Below are 2,970 nucleotides of genomic sequence, written 5' to 3' on the forward strand. Positions count from 1 at the left end.
CGACCCCGCCGACCCCGACAGCCTCGCCGCCCGCCAACTCGCGTACTGGACCAAGAGCCTCACCGGCGCCCCCGAGGAACTCCGGCTCCCCTACGACCGGCCCCGGCCCGCCCTCGCCTCGCACCGCGGCGCCTCCATCGGCTTCGAGCTGGACCGGGAGCTCCACGCGCGGCTGGCCGAACTGGCCCGCACCACCGGGACCAGCGTCCTCATGGTGCTGAACGCCGCCCTCGCCGCCCTGCTCACCAAGCTGGGCGCCGGCACCGACATCCCCGTCGGCATCCCGGTCGCCGGACGCACCGACCAGGCCCTCGACGACCTCGTGGGCTTCTTCGTCAACAGCCTGGTGCTGCGGACGGACACCTCCGGCGACCCCGCCTTCGTCGAGCTCCTGGAACAGGTCCGCGAGACCGCCCTCGGCGCCTACGCCCACCAGGACCTGCCCTTCGAGCACCTGGTGGAAGCCCTCAACCCGGTGCGCTCGCCGGCCCGGCATCCGCTGTTCCAGGTCATGCTCTCCGTCGACACCGCTGACGCCGGCGCCCCCACGCTGCCCGGCTGCCTGACCGTCTCCACCACGGCCGTGCCGACCGGATCGGCCAAGTTCGACCTGGACATCGCGCTGTCCGAACGGCGCTCGGACAGCGGCGAGTGCCTCGGGCTGACGGGAACGTTCGGCTACGCCGGCGACATGTTCGACGCGCCCACGATCGGCACCATGGCCGACCGCTGGGTACGCCTGCTCACGGCAGCGGTGCAGGACCCGGACCGGCCCATCGGCCGCATCGACGTGCTGTCGGACGACGAGCGCCGGCACCTCCTCGCCGGCACCGGCCCGTCCACGCCGGCGCAGCAGCCCGCGCGCACCCTCCCGGAACTCTTCGCGGACCGGGTGCTGGCCGCCCCGGACGCCGTGGCGGTGGCCGCCGCCGACGCCACCCTCACGTACGCCGAACTGAACGCAACGGCCAACCGGCTCGCGCGCGCCCTCATCGACCGCGGTGTCGGGCCCGAGGACGTCGTCGCCCTGGCCCTGCCGCGCTCGGCCAACCTGGTCGTGGCCGTCCTCGCCGTGCTCAAGGCCGGCGCCGCCTACCTTCCGCTGGACCCGGAGTACCCGGCGGTGCGCCTCGCCGCCATGGTCGGGGACGCCCGTCCCGTACTGCTGCTGACGGACACCGCCGCGGCCGTCGCCGCCGACTTCGGGTCCGCCCTGCCCGGGCTGCTGCTCGACGCCCCGGAGACCACCGCGAAGATCCGGGCGTTCTCGGCCTCCGACCCGGTCACGGTGCTGCTGCCGGACCATCCGGCGTACGTGATCTACACGTCGGGTTCGACCGGAGAGCCCAAGGGGGTCGTCTCCCGGCACGCGAGCGTGGCAGCCCTGGCCCTCCAGTACCGGGACGAGGTCTTCGCCCCGGCGGTGGAGCGGGCCGGCGGGCGCCGGCTGCGCGTGGCGCTGACCGCCTCGGTGTCCTTCGACGCCTCCTGGGGCCAGTTGGCGGCCCTCATGGACGGCCACGAGCTGCACGTGCCCGACGCCGCCACCTGGGTGGACGCGGCCCGGTTCGCGGCGTGGCTGGTGCAGCACCGGATCGACTCCGTCGACGTCACCCCCTCCTACATGCGCGTCCTGGTCGACCGTGGCCTGTTCACCGACGAGCGGTGGCGGCCGGGCGTGGCCGTGCTCGGCGGCGAGGCCCTGCCGGCCCGGCTGTGGGAGGAGCTGCGGGCCGTGGAGAGCCTGGCCGCCCACAACATGTACGGGCCCACCGAGTGCACCGTGGACGCGGTGCGCACACGGCTCGACGTCAGCGCGGAGCCGGTCCTCGGGCGGCCGGTCGCGGGAGCGCGGGCGTACGTACTGGATGCGGTGTTGCGGCCGGTGCCGCCCGGGGTGGTCGGTGAGCTGTACGTGGCGGGGGTGGGTCTGGCGCGGGGGTACCTGCGGCGGCCGGGGCTGACCGCGGGCCGGTTCGTGGCGGACCCCTTCGGTCCGTCGGGGTCCCGGATGTACCGGACGGGGGACCTCGCCCGGTGGCGCGCCGACGGGCAGCTGGAATTCGTGGGAAGGGCGGACGGCCAGGTCAAGGTGCGGGGCTTCCGCGTCGAGCTCGGGGAGGTCGAGGCGGCCCTGGCCGCATGCCCGGGGGTGGCCCACGCGGCTGTCGCCGCGGGGGAGGGGCGCTCCGGCGACGTGCGCCTGATCGGCTACGTGGTGCCCGCGGGGGCGGGGGCGGGGGCGGGGGCGGGGGCGGGTGCGGGGGCGTGTGACACGGCTGCCGTGCGGGAGCGCCTCCGGCGGTACCTGCCGGCCCACATGGTGCCCTCGGCCGTGGTGGTGCTGGAGGCGTTGCCGCTGACGCCGAACGGGAAGGTGGACCGGGCCGCGCTGCCCGCGCCGGACGCGGAGGGTGTGGCGGGGGGTGGTCGGGCACCGCGTACGCCTGAGGAGCAGGTTCTCGCGGGGCTGTTCGCCGAGGTGCTGGGCGTGCCGGTGGTGGCCGCCGACGACGATTTCTTCGCCCTGGGCGGCCACTCCCTGCTCGCGACCCGGCTCACCAGCCGCATCCGCACCACCCTCGGCACGGAACTGACCGTGCGCACGCTCTTCGAGAGCCCCACGGTCGCCGCACTGGCCACCCGGCTGGACAGCGCCTCACAGCGGGTCCGCTCCGCCCCCGTGCCGGGCCCGCGCCCCGACCCGATGCCGCTCTCCTACGGACAGCAGTGGCTGTGGTCCTTCTTCCGCGAAGAGGGGCCGACCGCCACGTTCAACATTCCGCTGGCGTTGCGGTTGGGCGGTGATCTCGACCGCGGGGCGTTGGAGGCGGCGTTGGCGGACGTCGTGGCCCGGCACGAGGCCTTGCGGACCGTGTTCGGGGAGGTCGACGGCGTGCCGTGCCAGCGGGTGCTGCCGGTGTCCGGGGAGCCCTTCACGCTGGCGGTCACCGGTACGGACGGGGACGG

The 2,970-nt window shown here is 75.2% G+C and carries 1 protein-coding gene; it reads left to right on the forward strand.

Translation table 11 applies throughout. The annotated features are described in order from the left end of the window. Positions 1 to 2,970, forward strand: a 2,970-nt coding sequence (locus ACZ4VL_RS40305) for an amino acid adenylation domain-containing protein (protein ID WP_468210931.1), incomplete at both ends; no start/stop codon positions are given.

The organism is Streptomyces sp. NPDC029014, from assembly GCF_055564695.1.